At 63.5% G+C, this 17,715-nt stretch carries 27 protein-coding genes; all 27 read right to left on the reverse strand.

Annotated elements, in window-relative coordinates:
• Positions 1-89: 89 nt before the first annotated feature.
• Entirely contained in the window at positions 90-545 is a 456-nt protein-coding gene (locus tag JL11_RS07670) for a gene transfer agent family protein (protein WP_054765144.1), read from the reverse strand.
• Positions 545-979, reverse strand: a complete 435-nt coding sequence (locus JL11_RS07675; RefSeq protein WP_054765145.1) for a phage tail tube protein — start codon at positions 977-979, stop codon at positions 545-547. Before JL11_RS07675 ends, JL11_RS07670 begins: the two co-directional genes overlap by 1 nt.
• A gap of 63 nt (positions 980-1,042) precedes the next feature.
• Positions 1,043-1,465, reverse strand: a complete 423-nt coding sequence (locus tag JL11_RS07680; RefSeq protein ID WP_054765146.1) for a DUF3168 domain-containing protein — start codon at positions 1,463-1,465, stop codon at positions 1,043-1,045.
• Entirely contained in the window at positions 1,462-1,881 is a 420-nt protein-coding gene (locus JL11_RS07685; protein ID WP_156314173.1) for an HK97 gp10 family phage protein, read from the reverse strand. The genes JL11_RS07680 and JL11_RS07685 overlap by 4 nt, the downstream gene beginning before the upstream one ends.
• Complete coding sequence (locus JL11_RS07690; protein WP_054765148.1) at positions 1,874-2,233, reverse strand: head-tail adaptor protein; 360 nt, start codon at positions 2,231-2,233, stop codon at positions 1,874-1,876. Before JL11_RS07690 ends, JL11_RS07685 begins: the two co-directional genes overlap by 8 nt.
• A complete protein-coding gene (locus JL11_RS07695) occupies positions 2,220-2,402 on the reverse strand; it encodes a hypothetical protein (RefSeq protein ID WP_054765149.1) in 183 nt (60 codons plus the stop codon). Before JL11_RS07695 ends, JL11_RS07690 begins: the two co-directional genes overlap by 14 nt.
• A 10-nt stretch (positions 2,403-2,412) precedes the next feature.
• A complete protein-coding gene (locus JL11_RS07700) occupies positions 2,413-2,727 on the reverse strand; it encodes a head-tail connector protein (RefSeq protein ID WP_054765150.1) in 315 nt (104 codons plus the stop codon).
• Positions 2,728-2,729: 2 nt separating this feature from the next.
• Positions 2,730-2,921 carry a hypothetical protein gene (locus JL11_RS07705; RefSeq protein WP_054765151.1) on the reverse strand — a complete coding sequence of 64 codons (192 nt, stop codon included), beginning with the start codon at positions 2,919-2,921 and terminating at the stop codon, positions 2,730-2,732.
• A 93-nt stretch (positions 2,922-3,014) separates the two neighbouring features.
• Complete coding sequence (locus JL11_RS07710; RefSeq protein ID WP_082382632.1) at positions 3,015-4,346, reverse strand: phage major capsid protein; 1,332 nt, start codon at positions 4,344-4,346, stop codon at positions 3,015-3,017.
• A 61-nt stretch (positions 4,347-4,407) separates the two neighbouring features.
• A complete protein-coding gene (locus JL11_RS07715) occupies positions 4,408-5,070 on the reverse strand; it encodes an HK97 family phage prohead protease (RefSeq protein WP_054765152.1) in 663 nt (220 codons plus the stop codon).
• On the reverse strand, positions 5,070-6,302 hold the full coding sequence (locus JL11_RS07720) for a phage portal protein (RefSeq protein ID WP_197273357.1): 1,233 nt from the start codon (positions 6,300-6,302) through the stop codon (positions 5,070-5,072). Before JL11_RS07720 ends, JL11_RS07715 begins: the two co-directional genes overlap by 1 nt.
• The gene (locus JL11_RS07725; protein WP_054765153.1) at positions 6,299-7,984 is read right to left on the reverse strand and encodes a terminase large subunit; all 1,686 of its coding nucleotides are present in this window, start codon (positions 7,982-7,984) and stop codon (positions 6,299-6,301) included. Before JL11_RS07725 ends, JL11_RS07720 begins: the two co-directional genes overlap by 4 nt.
• A complete protein-coding gene (locus JL11_RS17460) occupies positions 7,984-8,565 on the reverse strand; it encodes a hypothetical protein (protein WP_054765154.1) in 582 nt (193 codons plus the stop codon). Before JL11_RS17460 ends, JL11_RS07725 begins: the two co-directional genes overlap by 1 nt.
• Positions 8,566-8,691: 126 nt before the next feature.
• The gene (locus JL11_RS17915; RefSeq protein WP_231681430.1) at positions 8,692-8,838 is read right to left on the reverse strand and encodes a hypothetical protein; all 147 of its coding nucleotides are present in this window, start codon (positions 8,836-8,838) and stop codon (positions 8,692-8,694) included.
• A gap of 290 nt (positions 8,839-9,128) precedes the next feature.
• A complete protein-coding gene (locus JL11_RS07740; protein ID WP_156314174.1) occupies positions 9,129-9,344 on the reverse strand; it encodes a hypothetical protein in 216 nt (71 codons plus the stop codon).
• A 250-nt stretch (positions 9,345-9,594) separates the two neighbouring features.
• Entirely contained in the window at positions 9,595-10,407 is an 813-nt protein-coding gene (locus tag JL11_RS07745) for a hypothetical protein (RefSeq protein WP_231681432.1), read from the reverse strand.
• Positions 10,355-11,356 carry a hypothetical protein gene (locus JL11_RS17465; RefSeq protein WP_156314175.1) on the reverse strand — a complete coding sequence of 334 codons (1,002 nt, stop codon included), beginning with the start codon at positions 11,354-11,356 and terminating at the stop codon, positions 10,355-10,357. Before JL11_RS17465 ends, JL11_RS07745 begins: the two co-directional genes overlap by 53 nt.
• Complete coding sequence (locus JL11_RS07760; RefSeq protein WP_054765159.1) at positions 11,353-12,831, reverse strand: replicative DNA helicase; 1,479 nt, start codon at positions 12,829-12,831, stop codon at positions 11,353-11,355. The genes JL11_RS17465 and JL11_RS07760 overlap by 4 nt, the downstream gene beginning before the upstream one ends.
• Positions 12,828-13,013: a hypothetical protein gene (locus JL11_RS07765; RefSeq protein WP_054765160.1), complete on the reverse strand. Its 186-nt coding sequence runs from the start codon at positions 13,011-13,013 to the stop codon at positions 12,828-12,830. Before JL11_RS07765 ends, JL11_RS07760 begins: the two co-directional genes overlap by 4 nt.
• Complete coding sequence (locus JL11_RS07770; RefSeq protein WP_054765161.1) at positions 13,010-13,684, reverse strand: hypothetical protein; 675 nt, start codon at positions 13,682-13,684, stop codon at positions 13,010-13,012. The genes JL11_RS07765 and JL11_RS07770 overlap by 4 nt, the downstream gene beginning before the upstream one ends.
• Entirely contained in the window at positions 13,681-14,028 is a 348-nt protein-coding gene (locus tag JL11_RS07775) for a hypothetical protein (protein WP_054765162.1), read from the reverse strand. The genes JL11_RS07770 and JL11_RS07775 overlap by 4 nt, the downstream gene beginning before the upstream one ends.
• A complete protein-coding gene (locus JL11_RS07780) occupies positions 14,025-14,765 on the reverse strand; it encodes a GcrA family cell cycle regulator (protein ID WP_054765163.1) in 741 nt (246 codons plus the stop codon). Before JL11_RS07780 ends, JL11_RS07775 begins: the two co-directional genes overlap by 4 nt.
• Positions 14,765-15,151 carry a RusA family crossover junction endodeoxyribonuclease gene (locus tag JL11_RS07785; RefSeq protein ID WP_197273358.1) on the reverse strand — a complete coding sequence of 129 codons (387 nt, stop codon included), beginning with the start codon at positions 15,149-15,151 and terminating at the stop codon, positions 14,765-14,767. Before JL11_RS07785 ends, JL11_RS07780 begins: the two co-directional genes overlap by 1 nt.
• The gene (locus tag JL11_RS07790; protein WP_054765165.1) at positions 15,148-15,390 is read right to left on the reverse strand and encodes a hypothetical protein; all 243 of its coding nucleotides are present in this window, start codon (positions 15,388-15,390) and stop codon (positions 15,148-15,150) included. Before JL11_RS07790 ends, JL11_RS07785 begins: the two co-directional genes overlap by 4 nt.
• On the reverse strand, positions 15,387-16,208 hold the full coding sequence (locus JL11_RS07795; protein WP_054765166.1) for a ParB N-terminal domain-containing protein: 822 nt from the start codon (positions 16,206-16,208) through the stop codon (positions 15,387-15,389). The genes JL11_RS07790 and JL11_RS07795 overlap by 4 nt, the downstream gene beginning before the upstream one ends.
• Positions 16,205-16,885 carry a hypothetical protein gene (locus JL11_RS07800; protein WP_054765167.1) on the reverse strand — a complete coding sequence of 227 codons (681 nt, stop codon included), beginning with the start codon at positions 16,883-16,885 and terminating at the stop codon, positions 16,205-16,207. Before JL11_RS07800 ends, JL11_RS07795 begins: the two co-directional genes overlap by 4 nt.
• Positions 16,860-17,684 carry a hypothetical protein gene (locus JL11_RS07805; protein ID WP_054765168.1) on the reverse strand — a complete coding sequence of 275 codons (825 nt, stop codon included), beginning with the start codon at positions 17,682-17,684 and terminating at the stop codon, positions 16,860-16,862. The genes JL11_RS07800 and JL11_RS07805 overlap by 26 nt, the downstream gene beginning before the upstream one ends.
• Positions 17,685-17,715: the final 31 nt, after the last annotated feature.

Here is a 17,715-nt window from a genome sequence, read left to right on the forward strand (position 1 = left end):
TTTCACCGCCCGTTCAAACGCCTCGATCGACGGGGCGCCTGACTTCTCCTCGATGCCCTGGGCTTTGCGCCAGCCCCGGTGCGCCTCGCCTAGCTGCCAGATGCTACTTTCTTCGACCTGGCGCGGGGAGAGCCCGATTTGGGCGCCGGCGGCGTAGAATTCGCCGAATCTGATCTTGCGGCGGGGGAGGGGTCTTTCGCCCCCGCCTCTGGCTCCCCCAACGACTTTTCCTCTTCCGGCGCTCCCACAAGAGCGGCGGCGATGATGTTTAGGGCCAGCGGCTTCAGGTCCGCTAGGTAGCCTTCAGCGGCGTAGCGAGATACGAGCGCCAGCGCCCGCATCGGATCCATGCCGCCTCGCACTAGGCCAATGCGGATCGTCTCCCGAAGGTGAGCGACCCGCCACTGGCCCGACGCGATGTCGGCATAGATTTGCTCCGGCCCGGCGTCGACTTTCTCCTGAAGCTCTTCCAGTCCGCCGATGTCGAGCCGGAAGGTGTAGGTGTCGTCGCCAAACGGAGCGGTGATGCGGGCGCTGCGGCTCATTATGCGCCGGCCGTGATCGTCGGCTCGTCAGCCTGGACCAGGGTGACCGACGCCGTGGCGTATTCCCGCGCGTTCCCGGTGAGCGAAAACTCGGTCAGGATGTATGCCCCCTCAACCTGGAACGACCCGGTCCGGCGAACGCGACAGTTGACCACCTGGCCCACCCGGTTCAGCCATGCCAGCACCGAGGTCGAGTGAAGCAGGCCCTCGCCCGAAATGGTGGTGTCCGTGGAATCCACCCGACGCATCGTCTTGGGCGGTTTCGACGGATCAGTGCAGTTCGGAATCTGTTGATCCGTCGTGGTGGCGGTGCGGTTGAAGCCGCGCGAGCCGTTGATCATGCAGTCATGGGTGAAGACCTCGGGGTCAGCACCATCGCCGATCATGACGAGGATTTCCTCGCCCGAGACGACGCTCACGAAAACGTCCGACATGCGGATGCCTTTCTCTGTCGAAGGAAACCCCCGAGGGGGCGGGATGGCCCGCTGAGTGCGGGATCAGGCGGCCTTACGCAGGCCGTAGCGCAAACGAAGGATGGCCCGGCTGGTGAGCCCGTCCTGTTCACGCTGATAGGAAAGACGATCGACCCGGTGCGTCACGACTTCGAACCCGGCGACCGTGAGTCGTGTGTTCAGGACGAAGGCGGCGCGGGCGCCAATGCGCTTGACCTCGGGATAGCCGACCGCGCGGGACCAGCCGTTGAGGTCGATGTAGCAATCCGACGGCCCGACACAGGACGCGCCTTCGTCTGTCGTGTCGGCCGCCCCGAAACTCAGATACGGGAATGGCCCTTGGGGGCTTCCGTCTTGATTGACAGGCACCCGGTCGAAGATGCGGCCGGCGATCAAGGTGTTCAGTTCAGTGTCGGCCTTTACGGCCGCGACGATGGCCGCCTGGAGCGGAAGTTGCGGGTCGATCATTTGGCGGCCTCCGCCTTGATGGCCCGGCGCATGGCGTTGGCGATCCGCCGCTTGACCTTGCGCTGGCTCGCCCGGACGACAGGGTAGAACGACGGGCTGGCCTCGACATATCGGCCGTTGACGGCGACGTGGCCTAACTCGACCCGAGACGCTTTCGGGCGGCCTTTGGCGTCCTTGGCGTCGCTGATCACCACATAGGACACGTCGCCCAACCGACCTTCCTCCACGTGGATGTGGTCACGGACTTGTTCGCCGTTGTTCGGGTCTTCATCCCGAGGGGCGATCCGGCGCATCTGGGCGGCCATCTCCTCGGCCTGCATGAAGGCTTCCTGACCCGCCGCCTTGCGGACGGCCGGCGTCATGGCTGACAGCTTGCGGGTCAGGCGCTCGACGCCCTCCAAACCGCCCTTAGCCATCAGCGCCACCGCTCGTCGCCTGGATCAGCAGCCACGTCCGGTCGCCGTCCATGTCGCCGATGAAGCCGATGTTGAAGGTGCGGCTTGTGTCGCGCGCATCGACCATCCGGTCCCCTGTCTGGAGCGAGCGCGTCCCGCTGTCCGAGCGAACCCAGCAGTCCCACTGCACCCGGCCCGACAAGCGGTCGGACTGAACCGTTTCGCTGCCTCGGGTTGGGAGCAGGCTGGCGGCCCGGCTGATGCCGAGAGGCGCCCAATCTTCGACCGGATTTCCGTAGATGTCCCCGCCCTCCTTCCTTCGGGAGAAGGAAACACGATGCTTTAAGTCGCCTGCACCCTTAGGCTTCGGCATCGTCCGACTTCCGGGCCGGGGCCTTCACCTCGACCGCCTTGCCAGCCGCGACCGCAGCCTCGCCGGCCTCGCGCTTCACGGTCAGCTCATGACCCTTGCGGTACTCGATCAGGACGCGGTGATTATCGGCGGGGGTGTAGGGGAAGTCGTCGGTGAAGCGGACGCGCATGGCGATCTCCTCAAATCCTGATGGTGCGGAAAGGGCGCAGCAGGTTCTCGGCGGTGGGGTTCACGTCATAGGACTGTCCGGCCGTTACAGACTCGCGGCTGGCGTAGAGGTCGCCCAGGTTCAACAACGCAGCCGCCTTAAATGACGGTTCGGCGCCGACCGGCACCAACTTCAAATCGCAGTATGTCAGACAGGCTTGAACCGCTGCGTCCGTGTAAAGCTGGATCAGCTCGTCCTCATCGTCGATGTCGACGCGAAGGTGTTGCTTGGCCTCGTCAAGGCTGAGGAGCGGTCCAGTGGTCAGAACGACGACGTTGAGCGCCACGGTCAGCCCGCCTTGTTCTTGAGCTTGGGCTCGGCTTTGTTTTTCGGCGCGGCGTCCGCCTTAGCCCGGATCGGCTTCAAGACCCCATTGGCGACGAGATGCGAGACCTCTGCGGCGTTGCCTTCGTAGGTCTCGCCCGCGTGGTAGAGGCGGTCGAAAAGCACCTGACGGGTGACTTCGTACTTCTGGATCATGATGGCCTCCTTGTGAGGGGGTCGATCTTCTCGGCCGCCACAAAAAGAGGCCCGGCAGGCGCGAACCCGCCGGGCTGTTTCAGTTCAGGAGGATCAGGTGACCCGGCCGAAGTCGCCGTAGATGAAGGCTTCAGGACGGTAGACCGCCAGAGCCAGACGCTCTTCAGCCAGGATGGTCACGAGGTTCTTGGTGAAGTCGTCATTGACGTAGCCGGTTTCGACCCGCGCATCCCAGCGGTCGAAGACCTGGGCGCCCATGCGGAAGGCGCCGGTCAGGAACTTATCGACCGCAATGGCCTGCGTCGCGACCACGGGCAGACCCCACAGTGTGGGCGAAATCGTGCCCTGCGGATTGCCGATGATGTAGCGACCTTCGCCGTCCTTCAGCGTCTCGATCCAGGCCCAATCGATCGGGTTCATGACGTGACCCGTCGCCGGGTACTCCGCCAGAGCCGCTTGCAGCATGGCGAGGCGCATCAGGTCGATGCTGGTCGGCGAGGACAGGGTGATCGGCGCCGAATAGGCGGTGGCCTGCGGGATGATGCCGTGCAGGTTCTGACCCGACCCGCTGCCGTTCAGCAGTTGCTGCTCCTCGACATAGGCCAGGCCGTAAAGGAGGCGCTGGTCGATGGTCGAACGGAGTTGCGACACGTCGCTCAGGATCTGCTTCGAAGCCTTCATCCAGTGAGCGATGACCTTGGCGGAGGTCGTCACCAGATCAAACTTCAGGTCCGATTCCGGCTTTGCGGCGCCTTCGGCAACCGGGGCGGCGCTGTTCGTGAAGCCGGTCTCCTTGACGTACTCCAGAGTGGAGCCATCCATGCGGCCCTGCGAAAGCAGGTCACGCACCGTCAGCCGGCGCTGGGGAAGGGGCAGGATGCCGGGGAGGCGGGTGGTCTGAACCGCGTCGCCGACGGAGCCGGCCGCATCGGTCGTAGCGGAGGTCAGGGTGGCCTTGATCTGCAAATCGCCGCCGCGCGCCGACTTGGAGAAGCCCGTCGCTTCGAAGTTCTTGAAGCCTTCCGACTCCACGAACTGTTCGCCGATGGACTTCTGACGGTCATCGGCGTTTCCGCCGCCGCGCGCCATCTTCTGCTCCAGATCGTCCAGACGGGCCTTGGCCTCATTCATGGCGGTCAGGGCGCCGTCGATGGTTTCCTTCTGCGACGCCGACGCATCGACGCCCTTCTGGGCTTCGGCGACGGCCTTTTCGGCGAGGCCCTTCACCTCGTCGAACTTCTTCTCGAAGTCGCCCTTGATCTCGGCAGCGAGGTCCGCCGCCGACTTCTGGCCGCGATCATCGTCGGGGCCGTAGGCGACTTGAAGGCCGCGTAGCATCAGGGGCGCGCCGACAACCTGAAAAGCCATGGCGCGGGTTGCGGCAAGCGCGAGCGCGCCCACCGCCAGGGAATGACGGTTCGTCATAGTGGTTCTCCGATAAGGGGTGTTGATGAGCCTGCCGCGCGAGACGGTCAGGCGAGGGTGGTCAGCCGCGCAGGCGCTCCAGGAACTCCAGCACGTCATCCGCCTTCGCCTCGGGCTCCCCCCGAAGGTGTGGCGTCGCCTTGGCGGCGATGGCCGTCGCCAGGGCTTTCGAGAACCCGCCTTCATCCCGAAGGAAGGCCTCAAACTCACGGACGGTCGGCAGATTGCCGCCGGCCAGGATGCTCTTCACGTCGGTCACGCGGGCGGCGCGACCCAACGCGCCGAAGGTCACGAGCGAAACCTCGCGAAGGTCCAACTTGATCAGGCGCAGCACTCCAGCGCGATCGTCGTCGGGCGCGGTCTGAACCGTGCGATAGCCGATCGACAACTCGTCCAACGCGCCGCCCTTTAGCAGCCCGTACGCCTCAGCGGCCTGCGTCGAGGCGTCCTTCAGGATGCGGCCTTTGACGTACAGGCCCTTGGCGTCTTCAGCGATGTCTTCCCAGACACCGATCGGGTGGGCGGGGTCATGCTGCCACAGCATCTTGACCGACCGCCCCTTGCGCCTGCCATCGACCAAGGACGCCGTGAACGCGCCGGGCTCCACCACCTCGTTATAGCTGTCCACAACGCCGAATGCAGAGGCGTAGCCCTCGATCACGCCGTCATCGCCTACCGCTTTCACGTCGAGTGGCAGGCCGGCGTCTTTGAACTGCAAGGTCATCATTCGCCTCCTGCGACGAGCGCTGGCGGGTTCGCCATGTTGATCGGAATGTTCTGCGACTGCATCCGGGGAACATCGCCGCCCGGAACCGGCGGCAGGTTTTCGAGGGCGCGAACCTCATTGATCGTCATCGCGCCGATCTGGGTCATCTTCTGGTAGAACTCTGACCGGCCCTTGCTGTCGGCGCGAAGCAGGCCCTCAAGGTTGAACTCGACCACGATCCCAGCCGCGCGATCCGCTGGGCTCAGAAGCTGCTTCATGATCGCTTGTTCGATCCGCTTCAGGCGGCGGCGCAGGGTGAACTTCTGGAAACGCAGGGTCTGCTCTTCCAGGCCAGTACCCCAGCTGGTGGACTTCTCCGTGTGCCCGATCATGTGCGGGGGAACTTCGAAGAAGCGGCAAATCTCTTCGACGCTGAACGACCGGCTTTCCAGCATCTGGGCGTCTTCAGGCGTGAACGAGATCTGATGGGGAACGATGCCGCCCTCAAGCAACATCGGGCGCCCCGCGTTCATGGCGCCCGCGTGTTTCTCCTGAAGAGCCTTCTCCAGCGGAACCCGGATGCTTTCGCCCAATGTCTTTTCGGCGGGCGTGGTCAAGATCAGAGACGGGCGAACCCCATTAGCGAACGTCGTCTGTGCGGCGGCGTTGACTGCAAGCGACAGGCCGAAGACCTGACGGCCATAGCTCAGCGTCGAAAGGCCGCCCAAGGGGGAGCCGCCAAAGCCCCGGACGTGGAAGACGTTTTCCTGCGGCTCATCATAGGCCGTGCCGTTGTCGGTCCAGCGGTAGCGCAGCGACCCGTCAGCCTGCCGCGTAATCGACGGGCTGTAGATCGGATGAAGGGCGACGACACGGCCGCCGATCCTCTCGATCCGGGCGTGCATGTTGCCGCGAAGCTCAAGCGCAGCCTGTCCACCCTCCCAGAAATCGAGCGCGGTTTGGTCGTAGTTGGGGCTGTCGTGCAGAACCCGGTAGAGCGGATGGTCTCTCGCAGCGACCCGATTGCCCGCCGCATCCGTCCGATAAACCATCAAGGGCAGGGAGGCGATCGTACCGGCAAGGAGGTTGACACAGGCCCAAGCCGCCGAGAGGCCAAGAATGCCGACCTCCGTCACCGGCACCCCGGCGTTCACGGGGTCAAGCCATCCATCCGTGTTTGTCAGGGACAGTTGGCGAGACGGCGGGTCCCAGGACTTCAATCCAAGGGCTGAAAGAGCCTTGGCGATCAAGCCGCGACCCCCAGGCTCGCGAGATATTCCTTCCATCCCGCCCCCTTCGCCATAGGCTTCCGCGACATCAGCATCATTGCGTTGAAGGCCGCGACCAATGGGTCGATCTTGGCCCGGCCGGCCGATTGTTTCGTGATGATCACGGCGCCGCCGCGAACCTCGACCTTCGCGTTCCCGACGCACCAGGCCATCATCCGTTGACCGCCGTGCTTCAGAGACCCGTTCTTGAGCTTGATCTCAGAACCCCAGGATGCCGGGGAGAGGGCGAAGCCTTGGCGTATGGCGACTTGCTGGCCTGGAGCTATCCCACGCGCCTCAAGTTCGTCCACAAGGGCCGCAACACCAATAGGGTCGATCCCGACGCCTTCCGCTTCAGGAAGCAGACCGGCCTCTTTGACCCGCTCGATATAGGCGGCGGCCTCCATGATCGGGGCCATCGGATCTTCGGAGATCGTCAAGTCGCCGTCAGTCTCGAAATCCTTCAGTCGGCTGGCGATGTCCTGGCGCCGCTTCAGCACGTCGTCATGAGCCCAGGCGTGGGTCCAGAGAAGCCACTTCTGGGTTTCACTGCACCGACCCAAGACGGCGAGACCAAACAAGTCATCCAAGCCGCCGCCGTCGATCCCGACCGTGCAGACTTCCGAACGCCTCAGAACCTCGTCCAGCGTCAGGCTCTTGTCGGCCGCGCCTTCCCAATAGTCGGCCCCGGCCCAGCGGTTATTCGCCAGCTTCAGCCCGATTTCGACGTTCAGATGTTTGGCGAGGAAGACCTGACGGGTTCCGTCGTTGGCGTCGCGGACCTTCTCAAGTTCCCGCTCCAGATAGGCCACATCGACGGAACGACCGATGTTCGGGTTCGTGATGTAGAAGTTCTTCGGATCGAGGTACGCCTCGGTCTCCGCCATGTCCTCGGGAAACTCGTAGATGACCGGCAGACTCTCCCGGTCCTTGATCTTCCCGTCGCGCACACCCCGGAAATAGTCCAGCTTAGCCTTGAACACCCCGGCCGGCTCTTCGTCCGACTGAGTGCTGGCCCAGATGACGAAACCCTCGGGCCGAGACACCAGACCGCCCGTCGCCTCGCGCAACATGGCGTCCGCCTTGGCGCGCTTTCCGAAGACCCAAAGCTCATCGACAAATATGTAACCGGCCTTCTTGCCGGACACCGTGTCGGAATCCGCCGCGACCACCTTCAGCGCCGCGCCCGTCCCCCGGTGGGTGATCGTTCGGACGTGGCTTTGGACCTGAAGCAGTTCTCCAAGCTCATCATCCGCCTTGATCATGTCCCAGGCGGGCTGAAAGGCGTTGTTCGCGACTTCGATCGTCGGCGCCAGGATCAGCAGCTCAGCCGAATGCCGCCAGTTGCGGATCAGCGCCGTAACCATGATCCCGGCGGCGATGGTGGACTTAGAATTCTTTTTTGAGATCAAAAGGAAGAATTCTCTGATCAGTTGCCGACCGGCGTCCCGATCAAAGGCCCCAAAGATCGCCCGGACGAAATCGAAGACCCAATCCTCGCAAGCCTCGCCGAATGTCGGCTGGCCGGGCGCATCAACGATCTTGAGCGCCTTGAAGACTTCAAGCGCCTCCTCGGCCTCATCGGCGAAGAGCGGGGAGGGTATCAGGCTTCGCCGGGCGACAATCCGGTCTCGCCAGTCCAGGCAGGCGGTGGACCATTCCATCAGTGCCGATTATCCACGATCAACTTCGGAGCCGATGGAGTGGCGAAACGGCTACTGGTCTTCGCGATATGCTCCCCGGCGGCCTGACGCTGCTTCTTGACCCCAGGCGCCGCTCCAGATTCACCGAGCGTCTTCGCCGCCGTCGCCAGGGCCTTCAGAACCTCTGACCGGTTCTTGAGCGAGACCGCCGCAAGCGCCGCCTGCCTCGCCTTGTCGTCGTCGCCTGTGTCGTAGGCAGACTCGATCAGTCCCTCCAGTTCGCCGATCCGAGAGGTCGAGGCGTCCAGTTCGTCCAGCATCCGCATCACGAGATTTCGACCCCGGCCGATAATCGCTTCAGGCGTTGTGTTCTCAGGCGTCAGGACGGTGCCGACGTAGACCTTCGGCGGCTCCGGTTCGCGGGCTTGTTCGCGCGCACTCTCGGGCTTCTCAGGCCGCTCCCAGCCATCACGCCCGGCCCGCTTCCGAATAGCGGCCTCGCTGATCCCGTACCAACGGGCCATTTCCCGCACAGACATTGGACTTGAGCGGTAATCGCGCTCGATCTCAGACCAATCAATCGGCTTCTTTTCGTCGGTCATGGAGCCCTCGTTCGCGGCCGGTGCGCGCGCCCCAAAAGCGCCCAGGGGGATTTTTTCTGTCCGTGAGGGGGCCGCCGGTCTCTAAGCCACGGACTTTTCAGACTTTTTATAGCCCCCCCGGTCGGCTCAGCTCCAGTCGCCCCGCTGGTGCAGGCTGGCCTGCTCTTCGGCCTGAATGGTTGAGTCGTGAACGGCCTTGCTGACCGTCTCCAGGTTGTTGATGTCCCAGAACAGCCGCTCATCTCCACGATGGGGGCGCTTGTGGTTGACCACGGGGCTGTCAGGGGCCGGGTGCTTTCCGGCCAGGACTTGGCCTGTCCTCTGACAGGTGTAGGCGTCCCTGATCAGGACTTGCTCCCGGAGCCGACGCCAGCGGGCGGTCTTGTACCACGCCTTCCAGGGGGAGGAGTGCTGGATCGGGGCCGGGCCTTTGGCTGCGTCAGTGGGGAAGGTTCGACGATCGGGGGCGAAGCTCACCCGAGATGATAGGTGAGATAGCCGGGCCATACGGGCTCCGCTGTATCAACGCCTTTTGGGGGCGGGTTGTCCCTGTGGGTCGTGGGCTAGGCTGGAATCAGCCCGACCGCTTCCACGAGCGAGCGCAGGTTTTCATCGGTGAGGCCAGCCATCCGCTCGCCGTCGTCGCGCTGGTTCATCGGCTCGCTACGAATGGTCCAAACGATCTTACCGTCATAGGACTTCGTGCGGGTGGCGGTGACGGGGCGGCCGTAGGCGTCCTTGCCAACGCTGATCTTCGTTTCGACGATGGCTGCAGTCATCATCGCCTCCGATGTCCGTGTCTGTATCAACGCCCGCCGTAGCGGACGGCCTGCAGTGTGCAGGTCTTGCAAGTCCCGTAAGGGATCGGCCTGTCTCCCCGTCTCTCACCACCCCAGCCAGCCTTATCGCCGTAGCTCATTGCGTGGAGGGGTTTGGAAACGGAAAAGGGCTCCGAGCGGTTGCCGGGAGCCCTGTGTCAGTCGCACGTCTTGTGCGTTACGCTTTCTTTCGTGTGTTTTTCGGAAAAGGTCAAGCGGCGTTTCTGTCTCCCATTCGGCGGAAGGCGACGGCCGCCATCTCTAGGGCGACGATCAACTGACCTTCAAGGACGATTGCCCTGCGATCGTCACAGCCCGCGATGGTTCGGAGGGTCACGCCTTCGCCGCACACCGCCATCATCAGGTCGAACGGGCCGGAGCTGCCGGAGCTGATCACGATATGCTCGCGAAGCCGGGCGATCTCGCTCTTGGCCTGCATAGACGCTTCGGTCGGGAGGAAGGTGGCTGTTTCCCCAGATCCGTTGTCGTTGTCCGCCTTGGACCGCAGACCGTCCCATGTCGCCCGGTCATGGAGGGCGCGGACCTTTCGGCCTGTGGCGATGTGGTCGGGCGATAGGCGGCGCTTGCTCTCAAGCCAGACAAACCCGTCCCGGCTGAAGCTGTTGCCGGCCGGTTCCGTCTTCACTCCGCGAGAGGCTAGCAGTTCGTTTTGCTCCCCGATGTCGTTGGCGACCTGGGATGCGGCCCGCTCCGCTTCGCGCTGGATCAGCCGTTCATCGACCCGGTTCAGGATTTCTTCGCAGTCTCGAAGGTTCAGCAGGTGCAACTGGATCGCGGCCTTTTCGACCTGGGCCATCAGGTTGCAGCCGTGATCGACCTCAACCCGGCCTCGGATGATCTCCAGGCGCTGGGCGATCTTACGGCGGGCGAGTTCGACCTTTTGGCGATGGGTGGCGGTTAGCTGGCTCATGCCGCACTCTCCTTGGGTTTGGTGTCGTTGGCGGGGGCCATCACGCCGCTCCTTTCTCAAACAGGTCTGGGTCGTTGGCGTTTGCGGCGCCAAGCCTGACGGTGAACTTCCACTTCTCGCAGATCGGGGCGAGGTCACGCCGGAGCTTGCCCTCGGCAAAGGGGTTGGCGGCTAGGAGTGTTCGGCTTCCAGCAGCCCAACGGCTCGGGTCGATGTAGTTCTTGGCGAAGGCTTCGCCATGATTGTTCGCAGCCCAGGAGCGGATGTCCGGCGGGCCGTCGAAGGCCGGGGCCGAGGTGGCGGCGTCGGAATTCCCGACACCATCGAAAAGCCAGTGCTCCCAACGGCCATCTGTCAGCCATTTGTGGAATCCAGGCGGGCCACACTCGCCCTTGTGGGTCGTGTCCTCGGCTAGGTAGCGACGCAGGGCGGCGAGAAGCCGATCCTCGCCACCGGCTGATCGGGCGGCGGCCATCCAAAGCGGCTTCGTCTTGGCCTGAGACTTGGACCGGGTTCGGCCTATCGCTGGATAGGCTTTCCAGGCTTGCGCGAACGCATCGTTCGGCTCGGGCCGGACAAAGGATGCGTCAGCATCCTCTTTAGTCTGGAAAGTGGCTTTTGGCTCTTGGGGCTTAAGGCCCTGGTTATCCTGTGGGTTATCCGAGCCGTTATTTCCTTCGCCTTTTCCGAGGTTTGGGTTTCCTCCCTTCTTTCCGTTTTTTCGCGCGATTGCGGCGCGCTTGGCGTCTAAGACCATGCGACGTGAAAAGATGCGGCCTTGCCGATCGCGTGAGAACACGCCGTATCGATCCAACTCGCCTAACAGGTCGCGCACCTCGGATTCCGATCCACCGGTCATGCGAGCGATGGCAGTTTCATCAAGGGGCCGACCTGCTACCGCGACGTAGCCGATTGGGTCGTGTGCTGACGCGATGCAGAGCATCCGCATCCATAGGCCCTGCGCCGCGAAGGAGCAGAGCTTCAAGGCCGGATCGGTTTCCCAATCAGACCAGAAGAATTTGGACCAGGTGGTGCCGCTCATAGCACCCTCCCGGCGCTGTCATAGTCAGAAGCCCGAGCGAGGTTTCCAAACCGGGTCGTGTCGGCGTCGAAGGCGAGCTTGACCGTCCCTATGGGGCCGTGCCGCTGCTTGCCGATGATCACCTCGGCCTCATGCTCTTTGACCGCCATTTCGGATTGCCAGAGCAGGTGTTCGTTCGTGCCTTCCTTAGGCTCGGCGCGGCTGAGGTAGTAGCTTTCGCGATAGACGAACATGACGCAGTCGGCGTCCTGTTCGATGGAGCCGGATTCCCGAAGGTCCGAAAGCTGGGGGCGCTTGTCTTCACGGTTCTCGACCTGGCGCGAGAGTTGGGACAGGGCGATGATCGGCACGTTCAGCTCCTTCGCCAGGGCCTTAAGCGCCCCGGTGATGGCCGACACCTCCTGCACTCGTCCATTGCCCTTGCCGCCGTCCGTCGTGATCAGTTGGAGGTAGTCCACGATGATCAGGTCTAGGCCATGCTGGCGTTTGTGGCGCCGGGCGCGGGCGGCGAGCTTGGCGATGTGAAGCCCGCCCGTGGCGTCGATGTGAAGCGGGATCGAGGCGATGAGATCGCGGCATTCCTTGATGCGCCGGAACTCCGCCTCGTTGATCTGGCCCCTCCGCATCCGATCTGACGACACGCCGGAAGCATCGGCTAGGATGCGCTGGGCGAGTTGCTCCTTGGACATTTCCAAGGAGGGGAACAGGACACGTCCGCCCGCGATGGTCTTGCGGCCATCCGGCGCTTCGGGATCGGGCTCCCAACGGTAGTTCTTGGCGACGTTGAATGCGATGTTCGTCGCCAGGGCCGTCTTTCCCATCGACGGACGACCGGCCAGGATCAGCAGATCGGACGGGTGCAGTCCGCCCAGTTTCTGATCCAGATCCGTCAGGCCGGTGGCAATGCCGGTAAGCTTTCCATCGTTCAGGAAGGCCGCTTCAATGGCTTCCATGGCCCCGTCTAGGGCGACGGTGAATGTCTGGACGCCCTCGGAACGTCCTCCGGTCTCGGCAAGTCCGAAAAGCGCCCCCTCGGCCTCTGTGAGCAAGTCCTTTGCGGTCTTGTCCGGGTTAACGGCCTCGCCAATGATCTCCCCGCCGATCCGCATCAGATCGCGGCGCATCGCCAAATCCATGATGGAGCGGCCGTAGTCGAGGATACCGAAGGCTGGGGGCGCTCGGTCCACCAGATCGGCAAGGTATCGAAGACCGCCGAACTCTTCGAAGGCAGGGTCGGCCTTGAACCGATCCATCAGGATCGTGGGTTCAGCCAATGCGCCGGCCGCGATGCTGGACTCGATGGCGTCGAAAAGCCGCTGATGGAACGGCTCATAGAAGTGCGAGCCCTTAAGCCCGTCAGGAAGGCGCTCGAATGCGGCGTTATCGAACATGACGCAGCCCAGCAGGGCTTGTTCCGCTTCGACGTTGGAAGGCATGGCGCGGGCGGCCTGGGCTTCGTCGCGGGGGTCGGTCATACCCGTCCCTCCTGATCAAAGAGCGGACCACACTTGATCGCCTCGACGCGCTGGACAGCAGCTTCGGCAAAGCGGTTCAGTTGTTCAGCAGCGGCCGGGTTTTGTTTGGCCCTGGCCTTGGCTTCACGGCGGACTGTGGCGGCGTAGAACAGTTCGAAGGCGATCAGGTCGCGGCGGTTCATCCGATCTCTCCGAAGAGCTGGCCCTGGCGCGCGTCCTTTCGATCCAGCATCCGCAGCACGGTTTCGCCCTTGTGCTTCCGGTCCCAGACAAACCATGCGTTCAACATCGGCGGCGCGCCTTGGCCGGTGAAGTCGATCTTCCAGCGCATCAGGTACACGCGGGCGGGCGGGTGCTTGGCCCAAAACGGCGCAAGACCTCCCGCGCCCGGCCATGACCAGTTCAGCAGCAGGGCCATGTATTCGAGATCGAGCGTGTCCAGCGCGTGGGTCAGCCAGCGGGCTTTTCCGTTGCCCCAGCCGCACTCTTGGAACGGCGGATTCTGTACCGACGCGCGAGCGGGTGCCGTCTCGAAGTCGTAGAAGTCGCGGATCTCCGCACCCATGCCACGGTCGATCAGATCAGACGCAATCACCGTCAGGCCCATCGCTTCCATTTCGCGGACCAGCGCGCCGTCGCCGGCCGACGCATCCCAGATCGCCGGGAAGTCGCGCAGCCGTTCTATTTCGGCATGTAGCAAGGCGCGGATCGGCTCGGGCGGGGTCGGATAGAAGTCGTCCTTCTCCCGCTCAAGCGAATCCGCCTTCTCGTAGGATCCGTCTAGGAGACGCACCGGAACAGGCCTGGAGGCCTTGCCGGTTGCTCGGAACAAACCACGGGCAGAAGCTGTCATTCCGCCCCCCGATCATTGTCCGCCTGGGTCAGCTTTGCGAACGCCTGTTCAGCCGCCGCCCTGCGAATAGGCCCGGTGTAGATTGAGACCTTGGCGAAGCGTCCAAAGGTGGAAGCGGCCCCTTCAGGGTCGAGATTGGCGCACAGGGCGTCTTTGACGGCCAGCAGGACGCCTTCACAGTGCAGGACCACATCATCGGTCCCGGCCTGTGCGATGGCCCTCTGTGCGGCTAGTTTCGCGTCTGCCGTGATCTTGGCTTCCCGGGCCTTTTGGGCCTCGGTCTTTTTGGTCTTGTCGATCTTGGCGATGACGGTTTCGGAGAAGTCTCTGCGGAGGGGTTTCATGCCGCATACCTCCGCGCCGCGCGCTCAAGGTCAGAGTTGGGTTTCGGCAGGGACACATCCCGAGCAAAGGCCCGCTTGGCATGGGTGAGGCAGTAGGCGCACTTCTCGACGCCTTCGAAAACAGGCTGACCGCAGACCAGTTGATTGCGCGGCCGATCCGGGGTTCCGACCGGCCATCTGCATTGACCGAATAAAGCGTTCATCAGAGGCACGGCGTCGTCATTGGCGGCGGCGTCCATGCCCTTGATCGTCTTCTTGCCTTCGGCGGCGAGTTGGGCGCGCTTCTGATCCAGTTCTTCCGGCTTCATCGGCGGGAAGGTGACGCCGACGACAAGGCCCTTCACGGCCTTGGGAGTGGGGGCTTTGGCGACGCTGGGACTCACCGCTTTGGGCTTCTTGACGGTAGACTTCTTGAGCGAGGCCGCCGCGCGCTCTGGTCGCGTCATCTTGTTTCTGATGACCAGGCCCATGACCTTGTTGCGGGTCCAGCGACCGCCGAAAGTACGGGCGATTTCGGTCCCTGACTTTCCGTCCATCCATAGCCTGCGAATGCGCTCAATGGTCTCTTGGCTATGGACCATGGAGTCAGTGTCCCGATCGGGAAGACCAGCGACATGGCGATATTTCAGCACCGTCGTTTTGCTGATCATCAGGCGTTCAGCCATGGCGGTGACGCTGACGCCCTGCGCCCACATGCGCTCGAACGCCTCGCGATCAAAATTGGCGGTCATCCCCATTATGCGGCCCTCTGAGATTGGAAGTTGATGGGCGCCAGCGGGCCGGTGACGGCATCCAGGCTGACGTGAGCCTTTGCAGGCTTGATAGGGTCGGGACCGGTCCATTCGAGGATCAGGCGGTCACAAAGACTGTCGTCCTCAACGACGCCCTTGGAGACCAGCAAATCGGACACGGCCTTTTCATAGTTGGCACAGTCACGGGCGCGGCGGTCGGGTCGGTCGAACCGGATCATCAGGGCGTAGTGACCCTTCACCGTTTCGTTCGGGACGGATGCGCCGGCCTCGACCCTCCACGCCTTGTACGGCTTGGAAGCCCAGCGCCGTTTCCCGTCGCCAGGAAACAGGCCGTTGACCGAAGGCGGGAAGGGCAGGACAAAACTGATCACCGCGCCGCTCTCCATTTGCATTCGGCGCGAAGCAGATCGGTTTGGGCCTTGCACAGCCGTTCGTAGGCGTAGTGCTGGGCGCGGGTGTCGCCCCGGACCTTTGCCCGACGAAGCGCGTCCTTGGCGTCAGAGACGGCGGCGAGGCATTTGATCAGCGTCTTGTTGGACCGACGCTCACGGAGCGGCCGGGTGACGGCTTGGAAAGCGACGTGGGCACGATCCAGGATGTAGCCAATCATTGGGCTATCCTCCGCAGGGCGGCGGCTATGTCGGCGCTCTTGGCGGCCGTCAGCCACCCGATGATGACGGGGAGTTCGCCTAGGTCCGTCCGGTTCATGATCCATTCGGCGAAGCGTTCGGCTTCGGTCATGGCGATCACGCGGTCAGTGGCCCGATTGGCGGCCTCGGCGTCCTTCTTCACACGTTCGGCCTCTTGGCGTCGTAGGGTGATTTCGGCCAGCTTTGCCCGCTGTTCCTCAGCCGGGGTGCGGGCCAGTTCGTCCAGCACCACGCCCTTGTCGAGATCCGTTCCGGCGACTTCGGACAGAACGTCAGGGACGATCTTCTTGCCTCGGGCGAGGTCGCGGCGGACGGTGCGCTCGTCAACGCCCAGGCTTGCGGCGGCCGACTTGGCGTAACCAACGGACATTTTGTCCTTTGATCGGCGGTCGCCTCCTTTCCCACCCTTGGCAACCGCACCCTTGCGGACAAGGATTTCCTCCCGCCGGACGTGGTGTTCGGCGCGCTGGGCGTCCGTCAGTTCGGCGCGGGCGAAGTTCTCGTCGATCTCCCACAGGGCGGCGTCGTCAGCGTCGCCATCCATCACGAAGGCGTCGATATAGTCCTCTCCGGACTGGCGAACCGCTTCAAGCCGGTGCGCCCCGGCCACTAAACGGAAGCACTCGTCGCCGTCCCTCTGCGCCCGAACGACAGTGATCGGCGTCCGAAGCCCTAGGTCGGTTATAGAGGCGATCAATGCAGACACGCGAGCCGGATCGACCGCCCGAAGGCGGTCGCCGGTTTCGATGTCCAGCAGAAGAATGGACTCCGGTGTCATGCGCGCACCGGGGTCGGGAAGGGCTCGCGAACGTCCTTGTCTCGCCAACCAAGTGGCCCCGTCCGGCCTCGGCAGAAGTTGTTGAACCCGACGACATAGTGGGCGGCGAGTTCATAGGGGGTACGCCGGACGCGCCCGAGGCGGATATCCTCGACCAGTTTGCGAAACCGCGCGGCCGGGGCATTCACCGTGGCGAGGCCGACGCCGGTGGCGACCTGATCCGCATATGCCTGCGCGGCCAGAGGGTTGGCTTCGGCGCAAATTGCATGGGCGCCGACCATAAAGCCGTTCGACAGTTTGTTGCGCGAAGCCCATCCCTTGATCGGAACGGTGTAAGATTCGAACGGCGCGAAGGTGTTAAGCGCGCTCAACAGTTCGTCAGGCGCGACAGTGGTAGAAGGGTGTCCTCCCCGCGCCACAGCGATGCGGAAACGTAGGTAAACGGCGACGTTGTTGGCGTCTTTGACGCCCTCCATCGCCAGCACATTCCCGCCGGTGCGGGCTATCCCCTGATCCAGGGTGGCTCGCGTCGCGCGCTCGACACCGAACACGATCTGAACCGGGACGGCGGCTTCAGCGAGGATCGCAGCTTCGCAGCGGTGCTGGCCATCGTTCAGCTCGCCGGACGAAGCGACCACAAGGGTGGACCCGTTAAGCATCCACTCGCCGCGCGCCATCATGGCGGCGTAGGCGGCGATGGACCGGGTGCCCCGGTTGCTTCCCCCATTGCGGCGGGCGGTTGTTCGGGTTGTTCGCCAGAAGAAGGCGGGCCAACTCAGGCGTGAGCATGGTGGTGACGGTGAAAACCTCGCGCTTGCCGCGCTCGATCCACTCGGCGAGCTGTTGCTCGGGCGTGGTGGTCGCCTTGAATTTAAGAGCTGTTACGGCCATAGTCGTCTCGTCCTTTTCGCTAGAGACAGAGCCCGCAGGCTCGGGAGACCCGCCGCTAGGAACGGCGGGTTTTCTGTTTCCGCCGGAGCGGAGGAACTTGAAGGCCCGGACCATCACGCGACGCTCCGAAGCGAGGGGGTGGGCGACTTCAGCCGCACGACGGGCCGCCTTCAGCCGGTCAAGGGCTTCCTCGGCTTCACGCTCGGCCTCGGCGATCAGATCCAGTTCGCGCGGGGTCAGCTTGCCGTCTGCCAGGGCCTTGCGGATCACCGCCTGGGCTTGGAGCGATTGCTCCGAAAGCTCACAAGCCAGATCGGACAGGTTGGCTATCGGGGTCGGGAACATCCGACGTTCCGCGATGGCGCCGGAGTAGATCGGGCCTTGACCCGCGTATTCTTCCAGCGCGTCCATAACATCGGCCGGCATGGTGGAAGGGTCGGAGACCGTCTGATAGCCAGACAGGGCCGACTTGCGGACCCGACAGGCCCGAGCGGCTTCTTCAAGCCCTCCGCAAGCGTCGATCAGGTCATGAGCGAGGCGGGCGTGTTCACGGGGGCTTAGGGCCTTGTTGTGCGGACGTTCCATGCGTCTTTCCAGATGATCAGGTAGGGGAAAC

It is taken from the genome of Brevundimonas sp. DS20, assembly GCF_001310255.1.
Lineage (GTDB): Bacteria > Pseudomonadota > Alphaproteobacteria > Caulobacterales > Caulobacteraceae > Brevundimonas > Brevundimonas aurantiaca.

What these genes read in the sequence shown, in the direction of transcription:
- JL11_RS07770 (WP_054765161.1), bottom strand. Translation starts at nt 13,684, where the DNA reads ATGACAGCTTCTGCCCGTGGTTTGTTCCGAGCAACCGGCAAGGCCTCC.
- JL11_RS07725 (WP_054765153.1), bottom strand. Translation starts at nt 7,984, where the DNA reads ATGGAATGGTCCACCGCCTGCCTGGACTGGCGAGACCGGATTGTCGCC.
- JL11_RS07790 (WP_054765165.1), bottom strand. Translation starts at nt 15,390, where the DNA reads ATGATTGGCTACATCCTGGATCGTGCCCACGTCGCTTTCCAAGCCGTC.
- JL11_RS07795 (WP_054765166.1), bottom strand. Translation starts at nt 16,208, where the DNA reads ATGACACCGGAGTCCATTCTTCTGCTGGACATCGAAACCGGCGACCGC.
- JL11_RS07775 (WP_054765162.1), bottom strand. Translation starts at nt 14,028, where the DNA reads ATGAAACCCCTCCGCAGAGACTTCTCCGAAACCGTCATCGCCAAGATC.
- JL11_RS07695 (WP_054765149.1), bottom strand. Translation starts at nt 2,402, where the DNA reads ATGCGCGTCCGCTTCACCGACGACTTCCCCTACACCCCCGCCGATAAT.
- JL11_RS07705 (WP_054765151.1), bottom strand. Translation starts at nt 2,921, where the DNA reads ATGATCCAGAAGTACGAAGTCACCCGTCAGGTGCTTTTCGACCGCCTC.
- JL11_RS07680 (WP_054765146.1), bottom strand. Translation starts at nt 1,465, where the DNA reads ATGATCGACCCGCAACTTCCGCTCCAGGCGGCCATCGTCGCGGCCGTA.
- JL11_RS17460 (WP_054765154.1), bottom strand. Translation starts at nt 8,565, where the DNA reads ATGACCGACGAAAAGAAGCCGATTGATTGGTCTGAGATCGAGCGCGAT.
- JL11_RS07760 (WP_054765159.1), bottom strand. Translation starts at nt 12,831, where the DNA reads ATGACCGACCCCCGCGACGAAGCCCAGGCCGCCCGCGCCATGCCTTCC.
- JL11_RS07740 (WP_156314174.1), bottom strand. Translation starts at nt 9,344, where the DNA reads ATGACTGCAGCCATCGTCGAAACGAAGATCAGCGTTGGCAAGGACGCC.
- JL11_RS07780 (WP_054765163.1), bottom strand. Translation starts at nt 14,765, where the DNA reads ATGGGGATGACCGCCAATTTTGATCGCGAGGCGTTCGAGCGCATGTGG.
- JL11_RS07710 (WP_082382632.1), bottom strand. Translation starts at nt 4,346, where the DNA reads ATGACGAACCGTCATTCCCTGGCGGTGGGCGCGCTCGCGCTTGCCGCA.
- JL11_RS07800 (WP_054765167.1), bottom strand. Translation starts at nt 16,885, where the DNA reads ATGGCGCGCGGCGAGTGGATGCTTAACGGGTCCACCCTTGTGGTCGCT.
- JL11_RS07685 (WP_156314173.1), bottom strand. Translation starts at nt 1,881, where the DNA reads ATGGCTAAGGGCGGTTTGGAGGGCGTCGAGCGCCTGACCCGCAAGCTG.
- JL11_RS17465 (WP_156314175.1), bottom strand. Translation starts at nt 11,356, where the DNA reads ATGAGCGGCACCACCTGGTCCAAATTCTTCTGGTCTGATTGGGAAACC.
- JL11_RS07765 (WP_054765160.1), bottom strand. Translation starts at nt 13,013, where the DNA reads ATGAACCGCCGCGACCTGATCGCCTTCGAACTGTTCTACGCCGCCACA.
- JL11_RS07670 (WP_054765144.1), bottom strand. Translation starts at nt 545, where the DNA reads ATGAGCCGCAGCGCCCGCATCACCGCTCCGTTTGGCGACGACACCTAC.
- JL11_RS07690 (WP_054765148.1), bottom strand. Translation starts at nt 2,233, where the DNA reads ATGCCGAAGCCTAAGGGTGCAGGCGACTTAAAGCATCGTGTTTCCTTC.
- JL11_RS07675 (WP_054765145.1), bottom strand. Translation starts at nt 979, where the DNA reads ATGTCGGACGTTTTCGTGAGCGTCGTCTCGGGCGAGGAAATCCTCGTC.
- JL11_RS07805 (WP_054765168.1), bottom strand. Translation starts at nt 17,684, where the DNA reads ATGGAACGTCCGCACAACAAGGCCCTAAGCCCCCGTGAACACGCCCGC.
- JL11_RS07715 (WP_054765152.1), bottom strand. Translation starts at nt 5,070, where the DNA reads ATGACCTTGCAGTTCAAAGACGCCGGCCTGCCACTCGACGTGAAAGCG.